Genomic DNA, 16,989 nt, shown 5'->3' with positions numbered 1-16,989 from the left:
GTCGGTAGATTGTTCACGTTGGGTCGGCGGCGGGACCACCGCCGCCGACCCCACGATGTGGGGGAGGGTCGTTGGTCGGCGCTGCTGGCATCCGCGCGAAACGCGCCGTGCACCTGGTCTTCGCGCTCAAACGCGCCTGGTACAGGCTGCGCTACCGGCGGCTCACGCTCGGCCGGGACGTGGAGATCCGAGGCCGGATCCGGCTGCGCCGGGGCGTACGGGTCAGCATCGGCGACCGGAGCCGGCTCAACAAACTGGTCCGCTTCGCCGGCCCCGGCGAGGTACGCATCGGCGCCGACTGTCTGCTCAACGCCACCTGGATCGGCACCTGGACGTCGGTGACTGTGGGAGACCGGTGCCTGCTGTCCGATTGCGAGCTTCTCGACAACGACTTCCACAACCTGCCGCCCGAGCAGCGGCACGCCCCACCCGGCCCGGCCACGCGTGCCCCGATCGTCCTCGAGGAGAACGTGTGGATCGGCGCGCACGCCCTCGTCCTCAAGGGGGTCCGCGTCGGCCGGGACAGCGTCGTGGGCGCGGCGACTGTGGTGCGCACCGACGTGCCGCCGGGCGTCGTCGTCGTCGGCAATCCTCAACAGACGGTGAAGAAGTTCCATGACTGACGCGACGCCCGCCTCCTGGCCGACGGACAGCCCGTCCTCCGGCACCGCCCGTTCCGTCACGCTCACCGACCTGCTGCGGGTGCCGATGCACCGGCTGCGGCTGGTGGTCGCGGTCGCCCTGGTCGGCCTGCTCGCCGCCCTCGGCTACGTGCTGCTCGTCCCGGCGGCGGTGAGCGCGAGCGCTGTGGTGGCGGTCCGCCCGGTGGTCACCGACGCCTTCACACCCAGCGGTGCGGGCGCCGACCGCGCCGTCAACATGAACGTGGAGAGCGGCCTCGCCACCGGCACCCAGGTGGTCCAGCGCCTCGCCGACGCCGTCGACGGCGAGCCGCGCGAGATCCGCAACGCCCTCGAAGTCGAGGTCCCCACCGGCGGGCAGATCCTGCGCTTCACCTACCAGGCGCGCGACGCGCAGCGGGCGGTGCAGGGAGCCAACCTCGCCGCGCAGGCGTACCTCGACGTGCGGCGCACCATGTACGAGCAGCAGCGCGCCGAGATGCTGCGCTCCTACGACGCCAGCATCACCAAGGTCGCCGCCCAGCAGACCGCCGTGCAGAAGCGGGTCAGCAGCGCCAAGGGCACCGCCGCCGGTGACGCCGCGCTTGCCGAACTGTCCGGAATCAACAACCAGCTCACCCAGCTCAACTCCTCCCGTACCGAGATCGCCGCGGTCGACGTCAACCCCGGCTGGATCACGCAGACCGCCGAGCGGGCACTTGCCACCTCCGCCGGGCACCGGCCGCTCTACCTGGTCGCCGGCCTGCTCGGCGGCGCGCTGATCGGCGTCGTGCTGGCGTACGCCTGGGAGTCGACCGACCGGCGGGTCCGCTCGGTAAGCGACGGTCGGGACGCCACCGGCCTGCCGCTGCTCGGCACGGTGCGCCGGCCGGCGTTTCGGGGCAGCCCCCGGGCCGTCGACGCGGACATCCGCTACGTGGCGATGGCCGTCGCCGAGCGGGTCCGCCAACCGACCCGGGTCGCGCTTGTCACCGCCCGGGAGGACGCCACGGCACTCACCGCCGGGCTGGCCGTGGCGCTCGCCGCCGACGGCCGGGAGGTCTTCGTCGCCGACGACAGCGGCCGCTCCGAACGCCTGCGCGCCGCCGTCCTGGCCGACCGCGGGCGGCTGCCCATCGACCCGTCCCGGCCGCCGGTGCCCAAGCCCCGCCCGGCCGGCGCTCCGAGCCCCGCCGGCGCCACCGCGGAGGGCCCCGCCCCTCGGCGGCCCTCCCCCCACCCGCCCGGCGCCCGGCCGTCCACCGACCCGGACGCCACGCTGACGCTGCCCCGGGTGGCGTCCGCGCCTGAGAACGGCCGGCCGGCGTCGGCCGAAGAGGTGACAGTCGGGGTGGGCAGCGTCCGCTTCGGCACCTGGCGGCAGGGCGCCGACCACGGGCTGGTGCTGTTCAACGCCCCACCTGCGGAGTCCGACGAGCGTGGCGTGGCGGTGGCCCGGCAGGGCAGCGCGGTGGTGGTGGTCGAGCGGGACCGCACCCGGCAGAGCGACCTGCGGCGGCTCGTCGAGCGGCTGCGTGCCGCCGGGGTCACCCCGCTGGGCTTCGTGCTCACCCGCAACGGCCGGGCCTGACAGGTGTCGGTCACCCGTGCCCCGGCGACCGAGCCGCCACCCGGCGAGGCCGCCGCCGCCCTCGGGCCGGCGCCACCGACCCCACCCCCCGCCCGGCTGCCGCTCTGGCCGTTGGCGTTGATGTTCGGGCTGGTGCCGCTCTGGTGGGCGCTCGGGGCGTTCTACCTGGGCTGGCCGCTGCTCGGCGCGCTGCTGCTCGCGTTGTTGCTCACCCGGGGTCGGGTGCCGCTGCCACCGACGTCCGGCATCTGGCTGCTGTTCCTGGCCATCGTGGTCGTCAGCGCCACCCAGCTGCCGTCGCCGGCCTCGCTGCTGACGTTCGCCCTGCGGTTGGCCTTCTACCTGACCGCGCTTGTGGTCGCCGTCTACGTCTACGTCGCCGCCCGGGAACGCGCCGACCTGGTGGCGGTGCTCACCCCGCTCTGCGCGTTCTGGTTCGCGCTTGTCGTGCTGGGCTGGCTCGGGGTGCTGGTGCCCCGGCTGGGGATGACCACCCCGATGGAGGTGCTGCTGCCCAGCGGGGTGGCCCGTACCCCGTTCATCCGGGACATGGTGCACCTGAGGACCGCTGAGTACAGCGAGCGCTCGCTCAACCCGATCTACCGGCCGGCCGCGCCGTTCTCGTACACCAACAACTACGGCAGCGCGTACGCCATGACCCTGCCCTGCGTGGTGGCGTACACGATGCTGCGCCGTCGGGGGTTGCTCCGCTGGGCGCTGCTGGCGTCGTTGCCGCTGTCGCTGGCGCCGGCGTTCCTGACGCTGAATCGGGCGATGTTCCTCAGCCTGGGCGCCGGTCTCGCGGTGCTCGGGGTGCGGGCCAGCCTGCGCGGCAACGTCCGGGTCGCCGCGTCCATCGTCGGCGTGGTCGTCATCGGCGCGCTGGCCACCCTGTTCATCCCGATCACCGACCTGATCAGTAAGCGGGTCGATTCCAGCGACACCAACACGGACCGCCTGTCGCTCTACGCCGAGGTGATCCGCCGCGTGCAGGACTCGCCGTGGCTGGGCTACGGCGCGCCGGTGAACGTGGACACGGTCTCCGCTGCCGCGCCGATCGGCACCCAGGGGCAGTTGTGGATGGTGTTGTTCAGTCACGGCGTACCGGCGCTTGTGTGTTTCCTGGCCTGGTTCGTCGCCGCCGCGGTGATCTGCGCGCGGGCGACCTCGGCGGCCGGGCAGTGGCTGGCGGTGGTGCCTGTGGTCTGCCTCGTGCAGGTCCCGTTCTACGGCATGGCCAACCAGAACCTGTCTGTCGCGTTCTTCGCGGTCGCCTTCGCCATGGCGCTCGCCGAACGGGAACGGCTCACGACCATGCCGCGGTCGCGTCCGCCGCGCCCCGCCGGTAAGGCGGTGCCGGCATGACCGCCGCCACCCGGCCGCCGGCCGGCGCCGGCCCCGACGGGCCGCGCCGCAAGCCGCCCGACGCCGTCGGCACTGTCGACATCGGCGCGGCCGAGACCCGCCGCAGCGCACGCAGCGGCGTGGCCGGGCTGCTCGGCGCGGCCACCAGCGGACTGTTCGGCTTCGTGCTGGCCGTGGTTATCACCCGGGGGTACGGGACGACAGGCGCGGGCGCGTTCTTCGCCGCGATCGGCGTGGTCACCGTGGCCACCGCGGTCTGCACGCTGGGCGCGGAGACCGGTCTGATGTGGGCGCTGCCCCGGCGTCGTCTCGGCGTCCGGGGCGACGCGGCCCAGGTGCTACCGGTGGCGCTGATCCCACCGCTGCTGGCCGGGCTCGTGGTCGCCGCCGTGGGAGCGCAGAGCGCCGACGCGCTCGCCCCTCGACTGCTGCGGGGCTCGGGCGAGCACGGCGACGCGTTGTTGACGCTCACCTTCGCCGCCGTGCCGGTGGTGGTGGCGATGACCCTGCTGCTGGCCGCGCTGCGCTGCGTGCGATCCATCCGCGCGTACGTCGGCGTGCAGTTCCTCCTGCTGCCGGTGGCCCGCCCGGCGCTTGTCGGCGCCGCCGCGCTGGCCGGCGGCGGCCTGCTCGCCGGGATGACCGGCTGGCTGGTGCCGGCGGCGCTGGCGCTGCTGGCCTGCCTCACCCTGGTGGCAGGCCCGCTCGGCCTGGGCCGGGGCGCGGCGCTGCGACCGGTCCGGGCCGACTGGTCGACGTTCTGGCGTTTCGCGCTGCCCCGGGCCGCCTCGGCGGCCATCGACGCGGGCAGCATGTGGGTGGGGGTGCTGCTGACGTCGGTGCTTGCCGGGCCGGCCGACGCGGGCGTCTTCGGCGCGGTCGGTCGGTACGTGCTGGCCGGTCAGCTCGCCATGCAGGGGTTGCGGGTGGCGGTGTCGCCGCAGCTGTCCCGGCTGCTGGGGCGTGGTGAGCGGGCCGCCGCGGCGGCCGTGCACCGGCAGTTGACGACCTGGGGGCTGGTGCTGTCCTGGCCGGTGTACGTGCTGCTCGCGGTGTTCGCGCTCGCGTTCCTGCAGCTGTTCGGCCCGGAGTTCACCGCAGGCGTGCCGGCGATGACTGTGCTCGCGCTGGCGATGCTCGTGAACACCGGCGTGGGCAACGTGCAGAGCCTGCTGCTGATGGGCGGGCGCAGCGGCCTGCACCTGGTCTCCACGGTGGCCGGGCTCACCGTGACCGTCTCGCTCGGGCTCTGGCTGATCCCCGGGCACGGCGCGACGGGCGCCGCGTTCGCCTGGGCCGCCGGCATCGCCACCGAGAACCTCACCGCGGCGGCGTTCGCCCGTGCGGTGGTCGCCGAGCCGCTTGTCGACGCCGCGACGCTGCGCGCGGCGGCGGCCACCCTCGGCGGTGTCGGCCTCGCGGCGGGTGTCGGCGTGCTGGCCGGGGGCCGTGGCCTGCCCGGCCTGGCAGTGGCGCTGGGCGTGCTGCTTGCCGGTTGCGTCGGCATGTTGACGTTGCCCCGGGTGCGCGCCGGCATCCGGGTGACCATGAGGCAGATCCGTGGGTCGGACGACGCGGCCACGGCCGCCGGGTCGGCCCCGGAATCGACGAGAGGCAGGTGAGGGCCATCGTGGCGTCCATCCGTGACCGGGTCAAGCAGTTGGTGCCGACCCAGGTGACCACCCGGGTGCGTGAGTCCCTGGTCGACTACGGGGTACGCACCAGTGACCGGCGACCCCTGCCGGACTTCCTGATCATCGGCACCAAGCGGGGCGGCACCACCTCCCTGTGGAACTACCTCATCCAGCACCCCCTGGTGCCCCGGCTCTTTCCCGCGTGGAACACCAAGTCGGCGCACTACTTCGAGGAGCACTGGGGTCGCGGTGAGGCGTGGTACCGCTCGCACTTCCCGACCGAGCGGCAGCGCGAGGCCCTCGCGAAGCGGCACGGCGGGCCGGTCCGGGTCGGCGAGGCCGCCCCGCTCTACATGTTCCACCCGCTCGCCGCGCAGCGGGTCGCCGCGCTGATCCCGACCGTGAAGCTGATCGTGCTGCTGCGCGACCCGGTCGAGCGGGCGTACTCGCACTGGAAGGAGCGCCGCACCCACGGCATCGAGCCGCTTGACTTCGCCGCCGCGCTGGCCGCCGAGCCGGAGCGCACGGCGGGGGAGCGGGAGCGGCTCATCGCCGAGCCGGAGGCGTTCAGTGAGGCGTACGACTGGTACACGTACCGGGCCCGGGGGCGTTACCTGGAGCACCTGGAGCCGTGGCTTGAGCGCTTCGACTCCGCGCAGATCCTCTTCCTGCCCAGCGAGGACCTGTACCGCGACTCCCGGGCGACCTACCAGCGCACCCTCGACTTCCTCGGGCTGCCCCCGTACGACCTGCCGAACTTCAGGGTCTACAACGACAGGCGCTCCGCCCCTCTGGAGCCGGCCCTGCGCGCCGAGCTGACCGACTACTACCGCCCGTACAACGACGCGCTGCGCGAGCGGCTCGGGTTGGACCTCGACTGGGCGGACCGGGCGGCGTGACGACAGCTGTCATCCCGGCCACCGATCCCCGGTCCCGGGTGGACGGGCTGGGCTGGGTGAGCCGCGCGGTGTTCCCGGACGACCGGGTCGGCCTGACTGTGGGTGGCACGCTGCCGGCCGGGCATCGGGCGGTGGCCCGGTACGCGGTGGTGCCGTCGGTGGCCCGGGCCCGGTTCCTCGTGCCGCTTGGCGCACCCCGGGCCGGCGCGGCGTCGTTGCTTGCGTACAACGCGTTGCGGCCGCCGAAGGTGCGGGCGCTGCGGGCGGCGCTCGGTGGGCTGGCCCGCCTCGGTGGGGCGGGTCTGGCGCCGTTTCCGACGCTCACCGTCTCGGTGCCGGTGGGTGCGCCGGTGGCCGAGCTGCTGCTGACCGAGCGGCTCGCCGCCGCGCTGGGCGGTACGCCGCTGTTGGCCGCGTGCGGTGTCCGTCCGCCGGACCCGAACGTCAAACCCACCCTGCAACTGTTCACAGTCGATGGTCGTCCGCGCGGCTACGCGAAGATCGGCTGGAACGACGCCACCCGCGCGCTTGTCACCGCCGAGGCGAGCGCGCTGCGGGCGTTGCGCGCGGTGACCGGCGTCGCCGACCATCCGGTGCCGCCGGGGCTGCTCACCGAGACGGCGTGGGCAGGTCAGACGGTCGCGGTGATCGAACCGCTGCCGCCGGACGTACGCGGCGTGCCTTCCGACGATCCGCCGCGGATCGCGGCGCTGCTCGCGGTCGCCCGCCGGGGCGCCTCGGCCGGGACGCCCCGACCGCTGGCCTCCTCGACGTTCCTGGCCCGGTTGGCCGCTCAGGCCGAGCGGGCCGCCGGAGCCGAGCCGGCCGGGGCGCGGGCGGTCGCCGCCGTCGCCGAGTTGGCCCGCCGGCACGGCGACACGGCCGTCGAGTTCGGCCACTGGCACGGCGACTGGGTGCCGTGGAACCTGGGCACGCACGACGGCCGGCTGGTGGCCTGGGACTGGGAGCACAGTGGCCCGGACGTGCCTGTCGGCTTCGACCTGGCGCACGACGCCTTCCAGCGGTCGCTGGTGCTGCGCGCCGAACCGGCGCGGGTGGCCGTCGCGGCGGTGGACGCTCAGGTGGACAGGCACGGCGCGGGGCTCGGTCTCGGCCCGGCGCAGCGTCGGCTGGTGGCCGACGCGTACCTGCTGGAGATGTGGCTGCGGACGTGGCGGCTGGCGGACGCCGGCGCCGGCTGGAACGGCGCGCTGCATCCCGCACTGTTGGACGTCATCGAGAAACGACATAGCGACTGAACCGGAGACGGCACGACGCCGGGTGCGCGTCGTAGAGTGACGACAAAATGGCAGGTCGTGATGACGATCAATGGGCCGTGGGGTCGACAGTGGGCCTGACCACGCCGAGTGGAGATCGTCGCCGCGTCCGGTCGCGCTATTCAACGACCGGGAAACCTGTGATCTGCTTCTGCCTGGCGTGAATCGGAATTCCAAGCGGACTTGTGGGGAGTCGCGTGGACACGAACAACGACGACAATTCGCCGGTGCTGCTGCTGGTGGGATCCAGCGGCGGCCATCTGGCTCAACTGCTCGCCCTGCGGCCCTGGTACGAACGGTGGCGGCGCTGCTGGGTCACCTTCGACACCCCGGAGGCGGTGTCGCTGCTGGCCGGTGAGGACCTGGTGCCGGCGCACCACCCGACCACCCGCAACGTGCCGAACCTGTTGCGCAACGCCCGCCTGGCCTGGCGGGTGCTGCGGGTCCGGCGGGTGGCCGCCGTGGTCACCACCGGCGCCGGCGTCGCCGTGCCGTTCGTGGTGCTGGCCCGCCTGCGTCGCATCCCGACCGTCTACATCGAGGTGTACGACCGGATCGACACCGCGACGCTCACCGCCCGGCTGTGCCGCCCGTTCCTGTCCGCGATGCTCGTGCAGTGGGACGAGCAGCGCCGGCAGTACCCGGAGGCCACAGTCGTCGGGACCCTGCTGTGAGCGGGGAGACGGGCACGGCCCGGCGCGACACGACCGCCGACGGGTCCCGGATGCCGCGCCAGCGCGACACCACCGACGTCGGGCAGACCCGGCTGCTCGTCGCGGTCGGCACCGACAAACACCCCTTCGACAGGCTCGTCGACTGGCTGGCGCAGTGGCACGCGCAGGCCGGACCGGTCGGGTTGACGGTGCAGCACGGTCACACCACGGCGCCGCCACTGCCCGGCGCGGTGCCCTTCCTCGGTCACGACGCCCTCCAGGAGGCGATGGCCGACGCCGACCTGGTGGTGTGTCACGGCGGCCCGGCGACGATCCTGGAGGCCCGCCGGCACGGGCACCTGCCGATAGTGGTGCCGCGCGACCCGGCGCACGGTGAGCACGTCGACGACCACCAGCAGCTCTTCGCGCGCCGGCTCGGCGCGGCAGGGCTGGTGGCGCTCTGCGAGACCCGGGAGGCGCTGCACGACGCGCTCGCCGCCGGGCAGGCCGACCCGTCCCGGTACGCGGTGGCCGCCGACCCGGCCGCGCACGAGGCCCGCCGCGCGGCAGTCGCCCGCGTCGGCGAGATCGTGGATGACCTGGTCGCCCGGTCGACCCGGCGCCGACCCCGCTGGCGGACCTGGCCGCGAGCCGGCCAGGACACGGAGGAGACCCGATGACCGGACTACCGAGCGTCAGCGTCGTGGTGCCCACCCGGGATCGCCCCGAGCTGCTGCGCGCCGCCGTCGCGGCGATCCTCGCCCAGGAGTACCCGGGCAGCATCGAGGCAGTCGTCGTGTTCGACCAGTCCACGCCCGACGAGTCGCTTACCGGCCTGAGCGGGCCGGACCGGGCGGTGCGGGTCATCGGCAACGGGCGCGCTCCGGGGCTGGCCGGGGCGCGCAACAGCGGCACCCTCGCCGCCGAGGGTGAGCTGATCGCGTTCTGCGACGACGACGACGAGTGGCTGCCGGGCAAGCTGGCCGCCCAGGTCGACGCCCTGGCCGCCGACCCGGCGGCCGAGTTCGTCTGCTGCGGCATCCGCGTCAGCTACGACGGAAACACAGTCGACCGGGTGCTCGACAAGGACCGGATCACCCTCGACGACCTCCTGCGGGACCGGTTGACCGAGCTGCACCCGTCCACCTTCCTGATCCGCGCGACGGCGCTGCGCGACGGCTTCGGTCTGGTGGACGAGGAGATCCCGGGCAGTTACGCGGAGGACTACGAGTTCCTGCTGCGGGCCGCCCGCAGCGCGCCGCTGATCAACCTGCCGACGCCGTCGGTGCTGGTGCGCTGGCACAAACGCTCGTACTTCGCGCAGCGCTGGGACACCATCTCCGAGGCGTTGCAGTGGCTGCTGCGGCGCTACCCGGAGTTCGCCACCCAGCCGGCCGGCGCGGCCCGGGTGGCCGGGCAGATCGCGTTCGCCCAGGCCGCCTCAGGTGATCGCCGGGGCGCGTTGCGCTGGGCGCGTCGCACCCTGCGCAGCAATCCCCGCGAGCCGCGCGCCTACCTGGCGCTCGCGGTCGCCGGTCGGGTGGTCCGGGCCGACGCGGTGCTGCGCACCCTGCACAAACGCGGCCGGGGCATCTGATCCGTCGCGCGGAGCGCCGCGCGCAGCCGCCCTGCGGACGGTCCCGGCCGTCCGCAGGGCGGGACGCGGCGGGCAGCGCGACGCGCCCGTCGCGCGCCGTGACAGACTGACCGCTGTGTTGCGTTGGCTGACTGCAGGTGAATCGCACGGTCCCGCCCTCGTCGCGTTGATGGAGGGGGTGCCCGCCGGCATCGAGGTGAGCACCACCGAGATCGCCGGCGAGCTGGCCCGCCGTCGGCTGGGCTACGGCCGTGGTGCCCGGATGTCGTTCGAGCAGGACGAGATCGAGGTGATCGGCGGGCTGCGGCACGGCCTGACCCTGGGCAGCCCGGTGGCGATCCGGGTGGGCAACTCCGAGTGGCCCAAGTGGCGCACGGTGATGGCCGCCGATCCCGTCGACCCCGACGAGCTGGCCCGGCAGGCCCGCAACGCCCCGTTGACCCGCCCCCGGCCCGGCCACGCCGACCTGGCCGGCATGCAGAAGTACGGCCACCACGACGCCCGGCCGATCCTGGAGCGCGCGAGCGCCCGGGAGACCGCCGCCCGGGTGGCCGTCGGCACCGTCGCCAAGGCGTTGATCCGGCAGGCCCTGGGCATCGAGATCGTCTCGCACGTCGTCGAGCTGGGGCCGGTGGCCGCGAAACCCGGGCTGCGCCCGACTCCGCAGGACGCCGACCGCATCGACGCCGACCCGCTGCGCTGCCTCGACCCGGAGGCCAGCGCCCTGATGGTCGCCGAGGTCGACGCCGCGAAGAAGGCCGCCGACACCCTCGGCGGCGTGGTGGAGGTGCTGGCGTACGGGGTGCCGCCGGGCCTGGGCAGCCACGTGCAGTGGGACCGCAAGCTCGACGCCCGGCTGGCCACGGCGCTGATGTCGATCCAGGCGATCAAGGGGGTGGAGATCGGCGACGGGTGGCAGCAGGCCCGTTCCCGCGGCTCCGAGGCGCACGACGAGATCATCCCGTCGGCCACCGGCGTCCGCCGCGTCACCGACCGGGCCGGCGGGCTGGAGGGCGGCATCACCACAGGCGAGCCGCTGCGGGTACGCGCCGCCATGAAGCCGATCTCCTCGCTGAACCGTGCGCTGGCCACCGTGGACGTCGTCACGGGCGAGCCGGCGACCGCCATCAACCAGCGCTCCGACGTCTGCGCGGTGCCCGCCGCCGCGGTCGTCGCCGAGGCGATGGTGGCGCTCGTGCTTGCGGAGGCGGCCACCGAGAAGTTCGGCGGCGACTCGGTCGCCGAGATCCGCCGCAACCTGGCCGGCTACCTCGACGCGCTGGTCATCCGCTGATGGCGCCTGTAGTGGTCCTGGTCGGGGTGCCCGGCTGCGGCAAGACCACAGTGGGTCAGGCGCTCGCCGCCGCCCTCGGCGTGGAGTTCCGGGACACCGACGCCGACATCGAGCAGTTGGCCGGCAAGGCCATCCCGGAGATCTTCATCGACGAGGGTGAGGAGCACTTCCGGGCCCTGGAGCGGGCCGCCGTGGCGGCGGCGCTCGCCGCCGGCACCGGTGTGCTGGCGCTCGGCGGGGGCGCCGTGCTGGCCGAGGAGACCCGGGCCGCCCTGGTGGGGCACCGGGTCGTGCACCTCTCGGTGGAGCTGCCCGACGCGGTGAAGCGGGTGGGACTCGGGGCGGGCCGGCCGCTGCTGGCGATCAATCCGCGCGCCACCCTCAAGCACCTGATGGATCAGCGCCGGCCGCTCTACGCCGAGGTGGCCACCGAGACGGTGGTCACCGACGGCCGGCCCCCGGCGGCGGTAGTCGCCGAGATCGCCGCGCTCCTGCCCCGCTGACCCGGCCGGGCCCGCATCGGGCCCGCGCCGGGCCCGCGCCTATTCGCGGGCGACCGCGTCGAGCACGTCGGCGAGGCCCTTCGGTTCGCTGAGCATCGGCCAGTGCCCGGTGGGCAGCTCGAACAGCCGGCCACCGGCCAGCCCGGTGAAGTACGGGTGCCCCTGGTCGATCATCTCGCGTACCACAGTGAGCGGGAAGGTGCTCGCGACGAGCGCGGTCGGCACCGGGTGGCCACCCGTGCGGCGTACCGGATCGGTCGCCGTGCGCAGGGGCTGCGGCGTGGCGCGTTCGCGCAGGAGCGACAGCATCGGCTCGTCCAGGCCGGCCAGGTTGGTCGGGTCGGCCGACGGGTCCCAGGCCGGCGGTGGCAGCAGGTGCCCGTCGCCGATCGCCGCGCGCTGCCGCTGCTGCTCCTCCGGCGGCACCGTGTCGAACTGCGCCGTGCCGTCCGGCAGCGGCCCGCTCTCCACGTAGACGACGCGGGCGATGCGGTCCGGGACGCGGTCGGCGGCCTGGGCCACCGGCATGCCGCCGCCGGAGTGCCCGACCAGCAGCACGTCGCGCAGATCCTCCATCTCGATCAGCCGGACGATGTCTGTGGTGTGCGTCTCCAACGTCACCTCCGGCCCCGCGAGGTGGTGGCGCTCGGCCACCCCGGTAAGCGTCATCGGGTGGACGTCGTGCCCCTGCGCGCGCAGCAGGCCGGTCACCTCCCGCCACGCCCAGGCGCCCAACCAGAACCCCGGGACCAGTACGAACGTCGCCATCTGTCGCTCCTTCTCTCGGCTACCGACCGACCGTACGATCGAATCCGGACAGGATCCGCCCGGTTTTAAGGAGTGGCCCGTGTCGCATCCCGCCGGTCGGGTGCTGGCCCTGCTCGAACTGCTCCAGGCCCGCCACCGGGCGACGGCCGGCGAGCTGGCCAGCCGGCTCGGTGTGGACGAGCGGACCGTGCGCCGGTACGCGGCCACCCTGGTCGAGCTGGGCATCCCGGTGCTCGCCGACCGAGGCCGTCACGGCGGCTACCGCCTGCACCCCGGGTTCAAGCTGCCGCCGCTGATGCTCACCGACGACGAGGCGGTGGCCGTGCTGCTCGGCCTGGTCGTCGCCGAACGGGTCGGGCTGACCACCGAGCTGCCGGCCACCGCGACCGCGCTGGCGAAGATCCGCCGGGTGCTGCCGGCGGCGCTCGCCGACCGGCTGACAGCCGTGCAGGAGCACCTCGGCTTCACCCTGCGGCGGCCCGATCCCCAGGCGCGACCGGCGTCGGGCACCCTGCTGGCCCTGGCCGCGGCCGCCCGACGTCGGCAGCGGGTGAGCCTGGACTACCGCTCCTGGCGCGGTGAGCTGTCGCATCGTGAGCTCGACCCGTACGGGCTGGTCTTCCACGCCGGCCGCTGGTACGTCACGGGCCACGACCACCGGCGCGGGGAGGTGCGCACGTTCCGACTGGACCGGATCGGGGCCGTGACGCCCGGGACGGCGACGTTCACGGTGCCGGACGGCTTCGACGCGGTGGCGTGGCTGACCCGGTCGCTGGCGGGCGTTCCCTACCGGCACGAGGTCGAGGTGCTGCTGGAGACCGACCTGGTCGCCGCCCGGCGGCGCATCCCGCCAAGCGCGGCCGAGTTGACCGCCAGCGGCGACGGGGTGCTGCTGCGGGCCCGGGCGGAGAGCCTCCCCGGGATGGCGGCGCTGCTCGCCGGGCTGGGTTGCGCGTTCACCGTTCGCCACCCGGAGGCGTTGCGCGCCGCAGTGGCCGAGCACGCACGCCTGCTTGCCGAGTGGGCCGCCCGGCCAGCAGGTGGACAGACGCCGTCGCCACGCCGTCCGCTGGACTAGGCTGCCGGCGATGGACGAGGTGACCCGGATTCCGGTCGGCGGCGAACGGCCGTACGACGTGCTGGTCGGGCGCGACCTGGTGGACGCGCTGCCCGGGCTGCTGCCCGGCGCGACCCGGGCGGCGGTGCTGCACACGCCCCCGCTCAAGGCCCTGGCCGACGCGACAGGCGAACGACTGCGCGCGGCAGGCGTCGAGCCGCTGCCGATCGAGGTGCCCGACGCGGAGTCGGGCAAGCAGATCGACGTGGCGGCCGCCTGCTGGGACCGGCTGGGCGCGGCCGGTTTCACCCGTACCGACGCGGTGGTCGGGGTCGGCGGCGGCGCGGTGACCGACCTGGCCGGCTTCGTCGCGGCCTGCTGGCTGCGCGGGGTGCGCTGGGTGCCGGTGGCCACCTCGCTGCTGGGCATGGTGGACGCGGCCGTGGGCGGCAAGACCGGGATCAACACCGCCGCCGGCAAGAACCTGGTCGGCGCGTTCCACCCGCCGGTCGGCGTGCTGGCCGATCTGGCCACCCTGGACGGTCTGCCCGCCGTCGACCTGGCGGCCGGCCTCGCCGAGGTGGTCAAGTGCGGCTTCATCGCCGACCCGGTGATCCTGGATCTCGTCGAGCGCGACCCGGCGGCGGCCACCGACCCGCGCGGGCCGGTGACCCGGGAGCTGATCGAGCGGGCCATCCGGGTCAAGGCCGACGTGGTCGCCGGCGACCTGCGCGAGTCGGGCCTGCGGGAGGTGCTCAACTACGGCCACACCCTGGCCCACGCCATCGAGCAGGTCGAGGGTTTCCGCTGGCGGCACGGCCACGCCGTGGCCGTGGGTCTGGTGTACGCCGCCACGCTGGCCCGGCTCGCCGGCCGGCTGGACGCGCCGACGGCCGACCGGCACCGGCGCACCCTGGCCGCGCTCGGCCTGCCGGTGAGCTACCCCGCCGACGCCTGGCCGCGACTGCTGGCCGTGATGCGGGTGGACAAGAAGGCCCGGGGCAGCCGGTTGCGGTTCGTGGTGCTGGACGGCCTGGCCCGCCCGGCAATGCTGGAGGGCCCGGACGACGCGCTGCTCGAAGCCGCCTACCGCGAGGTGGCCACTTCGTGAGGGTGTACGTGCTGAACGGGCCGAACCTGGGCCGGCTGGGCACCCGGGAGCCCGCCGTGTACGGCTCGACCAGCTACGCCGACCTGGTGACGCTCTGCGAGGCCACCGGCCGGGAGTTGGGGCTCGACGTGACGGTCCGGCAGACCGACGCCGAGCACGAGCTGCTCGGCTGGCTGCACACCGCCGCCGACGAGGGCGCCGCCGTCGTGCTCAACCCGGCCGCCTGGTCGCACTACTCGTACGCGGTGCGCGACGCCTGCGCCATGCTGCGCGGGCCGCTTGTGGAGGTGCACCTCTCCAACATCCACGCCCGCGAGGAGTTCCGGCACCACTCGGTGGTCTCCGCGGTGGCGACCGGGGTGATCTGCGGTCTCGGCATCGACGGCTACCGTCTCGCCCTGCACCACCTGGCCGCCCACCCGGCTGCCCGCCCGGCCTGACCGATCACCCCCCGAGTTTCACCAAGCGTTTTCACCCACAGTGAGGTCGTCTGTCGGCGGTGGCGTCACTGTTGGTCGTCGCCGTCCTCCCGCCCCGAGGGGTTCACCCTGCTGGTGCGCGCCCTTTGCCCTGCCCAACCGGCGCCATACCTGCTCTGAGCTGCTGATCCTGGGAGTTGGTAGGTGTGCGAGCGGATCACGGGTGCAGCACGGACCGTGACTGTTGCGTCCGTTGAAGCAGCGCAAAGGGGTGGGGGCATGCGGCCGGGTGGTGGGTCGACGATGACGGAGAGTAGCCGTACGCGGGCATCGGACGTCCGTGCACGCGGACGAACGACCACGGCGGGTAACGCGCCTCGGCGCAGCTTGTAGACTTGCCAGGTCTGTCCGCCAATTGATGATCAAGGCAGGAAATGGCCTCCACCAACGACCTCAAAAACGGCCTGGTACTCAACCTCGACGGCGAGCTCTGGGCCGTCGTCGAGTTCCAGCACGTCAAGCCCGGTAAGGGTGGTGCGTTCGTGCGCACCACGCTGAAGAACGTGCTGTCCGGGAAGGTGGTCGACAAGACCTTCAACGCGGGCACCAAGGTCGAGACCGCGACCGTGGACAAGCGCACGATGCAGTATTTGTACGCCGACGGCGAGGACTTCGTCTTCATGGATCTGGAGACCTTCGACCAGATCACCGTGCCCGGTGGCACCGTCGGCGAGGCAGCCAACTACCTGCTGCCCGAGGCGGAGGCGACAGTCGCACAGCACGAGGGTGTGCCGCTCTACATCGAGCTGCCCACAAGCGTCGTGCTTGAGGTCACCTACACCGAGCCCGGTCTGCAGGGCGACCGTTCGACCGGCGGCACCAAGCCGGCGACCGTGGAGACCGGCGCCACCGTGCCGGTTCCGCTGTTCATCACCACCGGTGAGAAGATCAAGGTCGACACCCGCGACGGCCGTTACCTCGGCCGCGCCTGATGGCTGAGGGTCCCAAGCAGCAGATGCCGGCGCGCCGCAAGGCGCGCAAGCGGGCGCTGGACGTCCTCTACGAGGCCGACCTGCGGGATCGGCCGCCCGTCGAGGTCCTGGCCGGCTACCTCCAGCGCATCGAACAGCCCCACCCGGAGCACCTGGGTTACGCGGTGGGCCTGATCGAGGGGGTCGCCGAGCACCTCAACCGCATCGACGAGCTGATCGCCAGCTACGCCGAGGGTTGGACGTTGGAGCGGATGCCTGTGGTCGACCGCAACCTGGCCCGGATCGCCGTCTACGAGTTGCTCTACGTCGACGAGATCGACGACGCGGTGGCGATCAGCGAGGCCGTCGAGTTGGCCCGGCAGATGTCCACCGACGATTCGCCACGGTTCCTCAACGGGGTGCTCGGCCGCATCGCCGAGTACGCCACCCGCTGAGCGCGCCGCGCACCCGTACGACGAGAAGGGCCCGTGCCATCCGGCACGGGCCCTTCTCGCGGTGAAGCGACAGCTCAGGAGGCGAAGAACGCCCTGGGGTCGGCCACCAGCACGCCGTGCTCGGTGAGCCGCTCGATCAGGCCCGACGGTGAGGCGTCGTAGACGATCGCGAGGGCCCGCAGGTCGTCGGCGCGGATGGAGAGCACCCGGCCGTTGTAGTCACCGCGCTGCTGCTGGATGGCGCGGGCGTAGCGGGCGACGTAGGCCAGGTCCTCGGAGGCCTCGTCGTAGAGCCGCTCCAGGTCCAGGACGATCTTGCTGGTGGGCTCGTGCCGGACGCCGCTGCCGTCCGGCAGCAGTTCCGAGACGGGGACACGGTAGAACTCGGCCAGCTCGGCCAGACGGGACACCGTCACGGCCCGGTCGCCACGCTCGTACGAGCCGACCACCACGGCCTTCCATCGCCCGTTCGACTTCTCCTCCACACCCTGCAGGGAGAGGCCCTGCTGCTGGCGGATGGAGCGCAGGCGTGCGCCCAGAGATTTGGCGTATTCAGAGGGCATTCGGACACTCCCAGTGCTGCTCGGGGTTCTCCCGTCGATCGCTACGGAGCGTGACGGTACGGGGAATGCGACACGTGGTCAAGTGGTCGTGACCTTACCGTTGGGGAGCGCCGCGGGAGTTATCCCCATTTCGTCGGCCTGATCCAGTGGTCAGCGGCCGCCGTCCGTCGGCCCGGTGACCACTGGTAACGTGGCGTGAAGCCCCGGCCGGG

General features: G+C 73.5%; 18 protein-coding genes. 16 read left to right on the top strand and 2 right to left on the bottom strand.

The genetic code is table 11. From position 1 onward, the window contains the following. The first annotated feature begins 71 nt into the window (after window positions 1-71). The 11 genes from OOJ91_RS28540 to OOJ91_RS28490 all read left to right on the top strand — a co-directional run bounded on the left by OOJ91_RS28540 (window position 72) and on the right by OOJ91_RS28490 (window position 11,433). Window positions 72-623 (top strand): acyltransferase, encoded by a 552-nt coding sequence (locus OOJ91_RS28540; RefSeq protein ID WP_007458324.1) that lies wholly within the window; start codon window positions 72-74, stop codon window positions 621-623. After that, entirely contained in the window at window positions 616-2,211 is a 1,596-nt protein-coding gene (locus OOJ91_RS28535; protein ID WP_266249945.1) for a lipopolysaccharide biosynthesis protein, read from the top strand. Before OOJ91_RS28540 ends, OOJ91_RS28535 begins: the two co-directional genes overlap by 8 nt. Before the next feature lie 96 nt (window positions 2,212-2,307). Next, window positions 2,308-3,576 carry an O-antigen ligase family protein gene (locus OOJ91_RS28530; protein WP_266251455.1) on the top strand — a complete coding sequence of 423 codons (1,269 nt, stop codon included), beginning with the start codon at window positions 2,308-2,310 and terminating at the stop codon, window positions 3,574-3,576. Then, entirely contained in the window at window positions 3,573-5,198 is a 1,626-nt protein-coding gene (locus OOJ91_RS28525) for a lipopolysaccharide biosynthesis protein (RefSeq protein WP_266249944.1), read from the top strand. The genes OOJ91_RS28530 and OOJ91_RS28525 overlap by 4 nt, the downstream gene beginning before the upstream one ends. Window positions 5,199-5,206: 8 nt before the next feature. Further along, window positions 5,207-6,109 carry a sulfotransferase domain-containing protein gene (locus OOJ91_RS28520; RefSeq protein WP_266251452.1) on the top strand — a complete coding sequence of 301 codons (903 nt, stop codon included), beginning with the start codon at window positions 5,207-5,209 and terminating at the stop codon, window positions 6,107-6,109. Continuing rightward, window positions 6,106-7,368: a hypothetical protein gene (locus OOJ91_RS28515; RefSeq protein WP_266249943.1), complete on the top strand. Its 1,263-nt coding sequence runs from the start codon at window positions 6,106-6,108 to the stop codon at window positions 7,366-7,368. Before OOJ91_RS28520 ends, OOJ91_RS28515 begins: the two co-directional genes overlap by 4 nt. A gap of 215 nt (window positions 7,369-7,583) precedes the next feature. Further along, entirely contained in the window at window positions 7,584-8,060 is a 477-nt protein-coding gene (locus OOJ91_RS28510) for a polysaccharide biosynthesis protein (protein ID WP_007458332.1), read from the top strand. A gap of 50 nt (window positions 8,061-8,110) precedes the next feature. Then, window positions 8,111-8,719: a glycosyltransferase gene (locus OOJ91_RS28505; protein ID WP_266251451.1), complete on the top strand. Its 609-nt coding sequence runs from the start codon at window positions 8,111-8,113 to the stop codon at window positions 8,717-8,719. After that, window positions 8,716-9,636 carry a glycosyltransferase family 2 protein gene (locus OOJ91_RS28500; RefSeq protein ID WP_266249942.1) on the top strand — a complete coding sequence of 307 codons (921 nt, stop codon included), beginning with the start codon at window positions 8,716-8,718 and terminating at the stop codon, window positions 9,634-9,636. The genes OOJ91_RS28505 and OOJ91_RS28500 overlap by 4 nt, the downstream gene beginning before the upstream one ends. 115 nt (window positions 9,637-9,751) lie before the next feature. After that, window positions 9,752-10,930: a chorismate synthase gene (aroC, locus tag OOJ91_RS28495; RefSeq protein WP_266249941.1), complete on the top strand. Its 1,179-nt coding sequence runs from the start codon at window positions 9,752-9,754 to the stop codon at window positions 10,928-10,930. Next, entirely contained in the window at window positions 10,930-11,433 is a 504-nt protein-coding gene (locus OOJ91_RS28490; RefSeq protein WP_266249940.1) for a shikimate kinase, read from the top strand. The genes aroC and OOJ91_RS28490 overlap by 1 nt, the downstream gene beginning before the upstream one ends. 39 nt (window positions 11,434-11,472) lie before the next feature. Here the strand turns inward: OOJ91_RS28490 and OOJ91_RS28485 are convergent, their stop codons facing one another. Further along, on the bottom strand, window positions 11,473-12,201 hold the full coding sequence (locus tag OOJ91_RS28485; RefSeq protein ID WP_266249939.1) for an alpha/beta fold hydrolase: 729 nt from the start codon (window positions 12,199-12,201) through the stop codon (window positions 11,473-11,475). Window positions 12,202-12,280: 79 nt separating this feature from the next. Here OOJ91_RS28485 and OOJ91_RS28480 point away from each other — a divergent pair, with 79 nt between their 5' ends. The 5 genes from OOJ91_RS28480 (at window position 12,281) to nusB (ending at window position 16,214) form a co-directional block, all read left to right on the top strand. Beyond that, on the top strand, window positions 12,281-13,279 hold the full coding sequence (locus tag OOJ91_RS28480) for a helix-turn-helix transcriptional regulator (protein ID WP_266249938.1): 999 nt from the start codon (window positions 12,281-12,283) through the stop codon (window positions 13,277-13,279). A 10-nt stretch (window positions 13,280-13,289) separates the two neighbouring features. Beyond that, complete coding sequence (gene aroB / locus OOJ91_RS28475; RefSeq protein ID WP_266249937.1) at window positions 13,290-14,369, top strand: 3-dehydroquinate synthase; 1,080 nt, start codon at window positions 13,290-13,292, stop codon at window positions 14,367-14,369. Further along, a complete protein-coding gene (gene aroQ, locus OOJ91_RS28470; protein WP_266249936.1) occupies window positions 14,366-14,809 on the top strand; it encodes a type II 3-dehydroquinate dehydratase in 444 nt (147 codons plus the stop codon). Before aroB ends, aroQ begins: the two co-directional genes overlap by 4 nt. Before the next feature lie 413 nt (window positions 14,810-15,222). Further along, window positions 15,223-15,780 carry an elongation factor P gene (efp, locus tag OOJ91_RS28465; RefSeq protein ID WP_007458344.1) on the top strand — a complete coding sequence of 186 codons (558 nt, stop codon included), beginning with the start codon at window positions 15,223-15,225 and terminating at the stop codon, window positions 15,778-15,780. 23 nt (window positions 15,781-15,803) lie between these two features. Then, on the top strand, window positions 15,804-16,214 hold the full coding sequence (gene nusB, locus OOJ91_RS28460) for a transcription antitermination factor NusB (protein WP_266251450.1): 411 nt from the start codon (window positions 15,804-15,806) through the stop codon (window positions 16,212-16,214). Window positions 16,215-16,288: 74 nt separating this feature from the next. On the opposite strand, the gene bldD is transcribed toward nusB, so the two are convergent. Beyond that, window positions 16,289-16,777 carry a transcriptional regulator BldD gene (gene bldD, locus OOJ91_RS28455; protein WP_007458348.1) on the bottom strand — a complete coding sequence of 163 codons (489 nt, stop codon included), beginning with the start codon at window positions 16,775-16,777 and terminating at the stop codon, window positions 16,289-16,291. Window positions 16,778-16,989: the final 212 nt, after the last annotated feature.

This window comes from Micromonospora lupini, from assembly GCF_026342015.1.
Classification (GTDB): Bacteria; Actinomycetota; Actinomycetes; order Mycobacteriales; family Micromonosporaceae; genus Micromonospora; species Micromonospora lupini_B.
Note: the sequence above shows the minus strand (reverse complement) of the source record. Positions and strands in the feature narration are given on the sequence as shown.

Bases quoted from the DNA above. Each gene is read 5' to 3' on its own strand.
- OOJ91_RS28485 (WP_266249939.1), bottom strand. From the start codon at position 12,201: ATGGCGACGTTCGTACTGGTCCCGGGGTTCTGGTTGGGCGCCTGGGCG.
- nusB (WP_266251450.1), top strand. From the start codon at position 15,804: ATGCCGGCGCGCCGCAAGGCGCGCAAGCGGGCGCTGGACGTCCTCTAC.
- OOJ91_RS28490 (WP_266249940.1), top strand. From the start codon at position 10,930: ATGGCGCCTGTAGTGGTCCTGGTCGGGGTGCCCGGCTGCGGCAAGACC.
- OOJ91_RS28535 (WP_266249945.1), top strand. From the start codon at position 616: ATGACTGACGCGACGCCCGCCTCCTGGCCGACGGACAGCCCGTCCTCC.
- bldD (WP_007458348.1), bottom strand. From the start codon at position 16,777: ATGCCCTCTGAATACGCCAAATCTCTGGGCGCACGCCTGCGCTCCATC.
- OOJ91_RS28500 (WP_266249942.1), top strand. From the start codon at position 8,716: ATGACCGGACTACCGAGCGTCAGCGTCGTGGTGCCCACCCGGGATCGC.
- aroB (WP_266249937.1), top strand. From the start codon at position 13,290: ATGGACGAGGTGACCCGGATTCCGGTCGGCGGCGAACGGCCGTACGAC.
- efp (WP_007458344.1), top strand. From the start codon at position 15,223: ATGGCCTCCACCAACGACCTCAAAAACGGCCTGGTACTCAACCTCGAC.
- OOJ91_RS28505 (WP_266251451.1), top strand. From the start codon at position 8,111: ATGCCGCGCCAGCGCGACACCACCGACGTCGGGCAGACCCGGCTGCTC.
- OOJ91_RS28525 (WP_266249944.1), top strand. From the start codon at position 3,573: ATGACCGCCGCCACCCGGCCGCCGGCCGGCGCCGGCCCCGACGGGCCG.